This window comes from Pseudomonas sp. NPDC086278, from assembly GCF_050280905.1.
Classification (GTDB): Bacteria; Pseudomonadota; Gammaproteobacteria; order Pseudomonadales; family Pseudomonadaceae; genus Aquipseudomonas.
Genome location: NZ_JBNNWE010000033.1, coordinates 49,588 through 57,272, shown reverse-complemented (window position 1 = coordinate 57,272; position 7,685 = coordinate 49,588). Strand labels below are relative to the sequence as shown.

The following is a 7,685-nucleotide window of genomic DNA, read 5'->3' as shown; positions in this document are numbered from 1 at the left end:
CCAGAATCCGTCGGTTACTCGGCGACAGCATCTTCAGGGTGCCGCGCCCAAAGGCCTTGGACTGGCTGCGCACCGCGAGCATCCGCCGCGTCCAGTTGAGCAGCGAGTGCGGATCGCCGGCCTGGGTTTCGACGTTGACCGACAGGTAACCGTATTGCGGGTCCATGATCGGCGGCAGCACCAGGCTGGCCGGGTCGGCGCGGGAGAAACCGCCGTTGCGGTCAATCGACCACTGCATCGGCGTGCGCACACCGTCGCGGTCGCCCAGGTAGATGTTGTCGCCCATACCGATCTCGTCGCCGTAATACATGGTGGGCGTGCCCGGCATCGACAGCAGCAAACTGTTGAGCAACTCCACCCGACGGCGATCACGCTCCATCAACGGTGCGAGACGACGGCGAATACCGAGGTTGATCCGCGCCCGACGGTCGGCCGCGTAGTAATTCCACAGGTAATCGCGCTCCTTGTCGGTGACCATTTCCAGCGTCAGTTCATCGTGGTTGCGCAGGAAGATTGCCCACTGGCAGTTGGCTGGAATCTCCGGGGTCTGGCGCAGGATGTCGGTGATCGGAAAGCGGTCTTCCTGAGCCAGCGCCATGTACATGCGCGGCATCAACGGGAAGTGGAACGCCATGTGGCATTCGTCGCCGTTCTGGCCCTTGGCGTCGGTGTCACCGAAATACAGCTGAGTGTCTTCCGGCCATTGGTTGGCTTCGGCCAGCAGCATGCGGTCCGGGTAATTGGCGTCGATCTCGGCCCGGATCTGCTTGAGGACATCGTGGGTCTCGGGCAGGTTCTCGTTGTTGGTGCCGTCGCGCTCGATCAAATAAGGAATCGCGTCGAGCCGCAGGCCATCGATGCCCATGTCCAGCCAGTAGCGCATCACCGACAGCACGGCTTTCATGACTTGCGGGTTGTCGAAGTTCAGGTCTGGCTGGTGCGAATAGAAGCGGTGCCAGAAGTACTGGCCGGCGACCGGGTCCCAGGTCCAGTTGGATTTTTCGGTGTCGAGAAAGATGATGCGGGTTTGGTCGTACTTCTGATCGTCATCGGACCAGACGTAAAAGTCCCGCGCCGCCGAACCGGGTTTGGCTTTACGCGCGCGCTGGAACCAGGCGTGCTGATCCGAGGTGTGGTTGATGACCAGTTCAGTGATCACCCGCAGCCCGCGTTTATGGGCTTCGGCGATAAAGCGCTTGGCGTCGGCCAATGTCCCGTAATCCGGGTGCACGCCACGGTATTCGGCGATGTCGTAGCCGTCGTCACGCCGTGGCGAGGGATAGAACGGCAACAGCCAGATGGTGTTGACGCCGAGGTCGGCAATGTAATCGAGTTTGGCGATAAGGCCGGGAAAGTCGCCGATCCCGTCATTGTTGGAGTCGAAAAAAGACTTAACGTGAACCTGGTAGATCACCGCATCCTTGTACCAGAGCGGGTCCTTGATGAATGTGGCTGCCTTGGGTTTCTTCGCCATTTGAAACTCCTGTTGAATTTGGTATAGCCCTGGGCCAGGCGCAGGGTCTCGTGGCGAGGGGGCTTGCCCCCGTTGGGCTGCGAAGCGGCCCCGCTTTTCCTTCAGTCACATCAAATTTGCCAGAGTACGACTGCTTCGCAGCCGAACGGGGGCAAGCCCCCTCGCCACAAAAGCCTGTTTGCATCTAGACAGTGATGCGCCAGATACCGAATGGCTGATGCGCCGGGTCGATCCGCATGAACTGGTACTTGCCGTGCCAGTCCCAGCGGTGGCCACTCATCAAGTCCTCGCCATGGGTAATGGCGTCGTCCGGGAGGCCCATTTCCCACAATGGCAACTCGAAATTCGCTTCCTGCACGTTATGCGGATCGAGGCTGACGGCCACCAGAATGAAGTTGCTGCCATCGGCGCTGCGCTTGCCGAAATACAGAATGTTGTCGTTCCAGGCGTTGTAGAGCTTCAAGCCCAAGTGGGTTTGCAACGCCGGGTTCTGCCGGCGGATACGGTTGAGCTGCGCTATCTCGGCAATGATGTTGCCGGGCGCGGTGAAATCCCGTGGGCGGATCTCGTACTTCTCGGAATTGAGGTATTCCTCCTTGCCCGGCACCGGCGCGGCTTCGCACAGTTCGAACCCGGAATACATGCCCCACAGCCCCGAACCCATGGTCGCCAGCGCCGCGCGAATGAGAAACCCGGCGCGACCGGACTCATGCAGAAACGCCGGGTTGATGTCGGGGGTGTTTACGAAAAAGTTGGGGCGGAAGCACTCGCGCCACGGCGACTCGTTAAGTTCGCTGAAATAAGTCGACAGCTCGTATTTGGTGTTACGCCAAGTGAAATAGGTATAGCTCTGGGAGTAACCGACCTTGCCCAGGCGCGCCATCATCGCCGGCGTGGTGAAGGCTTCGGCAAGGAAGATCACCTCCGGGTACAGCGCTCGCACATCCGCAATCAGCCATTGCCAAAACGGCAGCGGTTTGGTGTGCGGGTTATCGACGCGGAAGATCTTCACGCCCTCCTCGACCCAGCCGACCACAATGTCGCGCAACTCGACCCACAGGCTCGGAATCGCATCGGCGGCATAAAAGTCGACGTTGACAATGTCCTGGTATTTTTTCGGCGGGTTCTCGGCGTATTTGATCGTGCCGTCCGGACGCCAGTTGAACCACCCCGGATGTTGCTGCAGCCACGGGTGATCCTGAGAGCACTGGATCGCGAAATCGAGGGCGATTTCCAGCCCGTGGTCTGCCGCCGCCGCCACCAATCGACGGAAGTCTTCGCGCGAGCCGAGTTGCGAGTGAATCGCCTCGTGCCCGCCCTCTGCACTGCCGATGGCATACGGGCTGCCCGGATCTTCGGGGCCGGCAGTCAACGAGTTGTTCGGGCCTTTGCGGTGGCTGCGGCCGATCGGGTGGATCGGCGGGAAATACAACACGTCGAAGCCCATGTCCTGAATCATCGCCAGCCGCGAGTGCACGTCGCTGAAGGTGCCGTGGCGGGCGGGGTCGTCAGTGATCGAACGTGGAAACAGTTCATACCAACTGGCGAATTCAGCCAGGGGCCGTTCGACGTCCAACGGGTATTCGGCGCTGAGACTCAGGTAGGCACGGTGATCGGCCTGGGTCATCAGGTCGGCGCTACGCTGGTGCATAAACAGTGCAACCTGCTCGGTTTCGAGCAGGCCGGACAATTCGTGGTGCAACGCCGCGAGCGCTTCGCTCAGTTGACCGTCCGAGCGTTCGGCGGCCTGCTGCACCTGATTGCGCCCTTCCTGCAATTCCAGGCTGATCGGCACACCAGCCATGTGTTTCTTCTCGATTTCATACAAGAAACTGGCGAACTGATCGATCCACGCCTCGATGAGAAACACGTAACGGCCCTGATCCTCAACACGGAACTGGCCTTGCCAGCCGTTGTTACCCAATTCGCCCATCACGGCGCTCTGCCAGGTGTCTGCACCTTCGGCGCGCCAACGAATGCGCACGGCGAGTTTGTCATGGCCATCGGCAAACACTTTGCTGGTCACCACGACATCGCGCCCCACGACGCCCTTGACGGCAAACTGCCCGCCGTCGAGGGTCGGCATGACGTCTTCAATCGCGATGCGTGGCAGCAACAAGGCCTGTGACAGCGGCATGTGAGGGTTGTAGTTCAGCTCTGTCGGTTTTGCAGCAGTCATCGAGCATCTCTCCTTAACGCCCCAAGGACGCTCATGTGTCTGGTCAGCGTTCACATGAGGCGGTCTGCCCCGTCATGAACTCACTTAGGTTCCGAGCGACCGGCCCGGCGAAAAGTTCACGCCCATTTGCCGGGAATCAAATCTCGCGCGCAGCGGTCAACAGACTTAAGCACGAGTTACGCCATGTGCCACAAGGAGGCTTCACCATGAGTATTCCCATCCCCGCCGAGACGCCGGACCCGAACATCGACCAGCCGACCATCCCGCCTACCGACCCGCAACCAGTGCCGGAGCAAGAGCCACCGGGAACCACCCCGCCACCACGGGAAGAACCACCGACGACCATGCCGCCGGTGATTGTGCAGCCCTCCGATCAACTGTGAATCGAACAATGCGCCGACTGTGGGTTCTCCCTTTCGGCGCAATTGCTCACTACCAACCAGATCGGCTCAACGTCGAGGGTTTTAGAGACGCACCCAGAGACAACTGAAGCATCCTCTTCTTGCAACACCCTATAAAAAATTACCGTTCGTCGGCTCGCTCGCATTTATGCGAGGCGAATAATCAAACACGACTTACAAAAGATCAGGAAAAGGACTACGCCCCCCTCCCAACATCCCCAAAACAAAAAACCGCACAGTTGAATCTGGAATACGACACGAACAGGCTAAATATAGGAACCGTCTCAATATTCTTAAAAAAAATTGATGTTTATGCTATTTACAACAACTTAAGAAATACGCCATCGACTCGACAGACAAATCACATTTCGTCGAAGGAAACATCCTACGCGCAAATATAAAGCAAACTTGCAACCACACATACAAACACCTACAACAGGAGTGCCACCTAACTAAGGTGGCCAATTTCCAAGAAGGAGAATCACCATGAAAAATGGAAGTCTTACGGAAACTCTATTCAGCTTGAAAAATGACTTTGGCACCGGCTCATGCCCTCAAATTGCTGGAGGGTCTGGGGGCGCAGGTGGCTGCGGAGGTAGCGGAGGTTGTGGCGGCGGTGGCGGTTGCAGTGGTGGCAGTGGAGGGTCTGGCGGATCGGGAGGCAATGCCGTTTCACGTAACGTAGAGAGTGAAAAATCAAAATAAAAATCTGATCCATTCAATTGGAAACGAGGTTTTTTTGGTGTTGCCGAAAAAACCTCGACAAGGACGCCAATGAAGCTAAGCATACAAAATTACGAAATACTTAATTTTAATCAAGACCACATCGTTGTTTCCGACAAAGGTGTATCGCGGATCAAGTCCCCTTCTCTGCTTGAAGTACTTAAAAAACTCAAAGACAGGTCCAGCATCACCGACGACGAACTCTACAACTTATTCAATGAACATGATCTGAATAAAGAGGAAGCTTATTCATCACTTGAAGAAACCATTAATCTACGAGTGGAAAATCAGAGTAAATATTTTGACCATGTGATAGTGGCTCACGACTGGGACGACCCCTCAGGGTTTGAAAGGATGCTCAACAGCGAGTTAACAACCGACTCTCTCGTTTGCCCGTTGTCAGAACTGCAACAACAAATCGTCAAAAACAGCAGGCAGTTCATTGCCATCGTATGCAATAACTACAATTACAACACGTTAAAAGCACTCTATTTCCGGATTGCATCAGATGCACCTGAAAGCGCTATAAATGTCAGTTATGTCAATGGCCAGCACTATATTATTGGACAACCGTTTATTCCTGTTACGGGAAGCCCCTGTCATTTCTGCACCATTGATAGACTTGTCAGCCATGAAATGTATAAATCAAGTCAAAATACTTGGTCACGGTTGCTAAATTTTTGCCGAGAGCGATACATGCCGATACCGGCCTCTCCACTCAACTTATATCAAAAATCGTTGGTAATCGGAGTCTTGGCACAGAAAATCAAGCTAATGACCGGCACCAGCGACAGTTATCGCTACCAGGATAATATACTTCACCAGACCACTATTTCTCTGAGCAATGGACAAATCGCAGAGTCTACGATTTCGCATTGGAGTATGTGTGACTGTCTGAGGGCAGGCACATGAAAAACATCCCTCATGATTACTATCTTAGATTCATTGATCCGGTCGCTTACGACGAGGTACTCGATTTTCACACAAAAGGTAATTTTCTGATTCATGAGGCATTCAAGGATTCTACCGCCTTATACTTCCTTAACCCCAAGGATCTGGCCTGTCTAACAGGAAACGAACTGCACCTGTATCCGGACATGCAAAGGTGCCTGCCGCTGAACTACACCAAAAAAGCGCAAGGCGATTTGAATCGCAACGAATCATGCGAGCGTTTCTCAGAAAGCGTCATATCGTTTGATGTGGTCGAAAGACTCATGACCCCCCTCATTTCAAAAAGCAAAAAAACCTATAAACGTGGCTACCCTAGTGGCGGTGCGCTGTATCCAATTGAGGTGTTTGTCTGTTCACTCATGCAAGACCACCAAACATGGCCGTGCCCCGAAAAAATCTTGCACCTGCTGCCTCAAACCGCCCAATTCGAAATCATTCAAGGGTCGGAGAATACTGACGGATTACGTTCTGCAATTTTAGCGGCACCCGCGGATATCGGATCGCCGAGTGTGGCCATTGTTTATGCAGCCTATCTACCTAAAACATTTTTCAAGTATCGATACCGCGGTTATCGCCTGGCGTTAATGGAGGTTGGCTCTATCTACATGCTGATAGAACTTCAGGCTAAAAAATTAAAACTTCGAAGCCGGCTGTGGTCCGCGTACAGTGACACAATGTTATGCAAGGCAATAGGATTAAACCCGACGCTTTTCTTACCTTTATGCGTGCACTTTTTAGGGGGATCGGAATGAACATTCTCCATCAACACAACACAGCTGCCTTACCTACAAAAATCGTCTATCAACCGGCGTGCATCGGCCCCATGCCCCTCTCAGTGGAAATCGGAGACCTCTGGAACAATGGAGGTTCTGGTATTGGTTATGGTTCGGAGGCAGCCAAGTCAGCTTTAGGTGAATATTTTGAACGGCGTCATTTCTATATGGAAATACTACCCGATAAGACCGGAACCCTTGATACCCACCTCTCCAACGATGAAACAGGCGATTTTATCAACGCCTTTGCACAAACACGGGACAACAACATTCCGGCCAATGATATTGCTCAGCACAACTACCACCTGACAAAAGTTTGTCGCACCACAGACTTTTCCATCTGCCATGTTCCAACCGTCTGCATATCCCTCAGCGCCCATCACATCGAAAGTGATTGTGCCATATACCCAAGAAGAGACACTTGTGGGTGCAGCTTTCACTGGGATCCCATGTTGGCTATATTTGGATCCTTAAAAGAACAACTGGAACGACAATTTCTTTTAAGATTCTGGCTGACAAAAAAGTGTCGCAAGGTAGTCGAGTCCGCTGAGGTGCTTGAACAGTTAAAAAGCAGCAAAACATTGAAACTCTATACCGCGCTTACGCAAGCAGGAGAACTTACCGTCATTGATATTTTGGACCGCGACTTTCCAGGCACCTGCTTACTCACGGTCTACGGAAGCGACGATTGCACAAGGCGCGTAAAGTATTGCGCAGGCATGGCATATGCCGAAACAACTGAAGCGGCGTTAACCAAATCAATACTTGAGCTTTGGCAGACTTATCGATTCATGGACCTCCATCACGCAACGCTATGTGATACTGATGAAATAGAAGATCCTTACCTTGTTCATTTTTTAAATTGTAATACTCACCAGACCTATCAAGACATCTGTAACACCCATGTTTCACATACACCGAAAGCCAATCAAACAACACCCTTTACTACAAATGGTCTGTTAGACGTTCTAAGCAAACTAAATATCCACGGATTCGTGTACATCAAGATGATCACGTTCGACAGCGACCATTATTTTGCCAGCAAATACTTTTCGCCCCATTTGTTCTTGCACATGAACAACTCACAAAATATAAATTTCAATAATACGTATTCCGCACAATTCAGCCATGAGGTTTACGTCGAACGCCGAAACATGATGGTTCCGTTTCCCTAAGGAGCAAAA

At 53.0% G+C, this 7,685-nt stretch carries 6 protein-coding genes; 4 read left to right on the top strand and 2 right to left on the bottom strand.

The genetic code is table 11. The annotated features are described in order from the left end of the window. Both treS and ACQKP4_RS12955 read right to left on the bottom strand, forming a co-directional pair. Positions 1-1,474, bottom strand: a 1,474-nt coding sequence (gene treS / locus ACQKP4_RS12960; RefSeq protein WP_427633655.1) for a maltose alpha-D-glucosyltransferase, incomplete at its 3' end; no start/stop codon positions are given. A gap of 184 nt (positions 1,475-1,658) precedes the next feature. Further along, positions 1,659-3,653 (bottom strand): alpha-1,4-glucan--maltose-1-phosphate maltosyltransferase, encoded by a 1,995-nt coding sequence (locus ACQKP4_RS12955; protein ID WP_427633654.1) that lies wholly within the window; start codon positions 3,651-3,653, stop codon positions 1,659-1,661. A 206-nt stretch (positions 3,654-3,859) separates the two neighbouring features. On the opposite strand from ACQKP4_RS12955, the gene ACQKP4_RS12950 reads away from it, so the two are divergent. The 4 genes from ACQKP4_RS12950 to ACQKP4_RS12935 all read left to right on the top strand — a co-directional run bounded on the left by ACQKP4_RS12950 (position 3,860) and on the right by ACQKP4_RS12935 (position 7,676). Then, positions 3,860-4,036 (top strand): hypothetical protein, encoded by a 177-nt coding sequence (locus ACQKP4_RS12950; protein ID WP_427633652.1) that lies wholly within the window; start codon positions 3,860-3,862, stop codon positions 4,034-4,036. Positions 4,037-4,828: 792 nt separating this feature from the next. Then, the gene (locus ACQKP4_RS12945) at positions 4,829-5,689 is read left to right on the top strand and encodes an McbB family protein (RefSeq protein WP_427633650.1); all 861 of its coding nucleotides are present in this window, start codon (positions 4,829-4,831) and stop codon (positions 5,687-5,689) included. After that, positions 5,686-6,480, top strand: coding sequence for a SagB/ThcOx family dehydrogenase (locus tag ACQKP4_RS12940; RefSeq protein ID WP_427633648.1), 795 nt, complete (start codon positions 5,686-5,688; stop codon positions 6,478-6,480). Before ACQKP4_RS12945 ends, ACQKP4_RS12940 begins: the two co-directional genes overlap by 4 nt. Then, positions 6,477-7,676, top strand: coding sequence for a YcaO-like family protein (locus tag ACQKP4_RS12935; protein ID WP_427633647.1), 1,200 nt, complete (start codon positions 6,477-6,479; stop codon positions 7,674-7,676). Before ACQKP4_RS12940 ends, ACQKP4_RS12935 begins: the two co-directional genes overlap by 4 nt. The last annotated feature ends 9 nt before the right edge of the window (positions 7,677-7,685 follow it).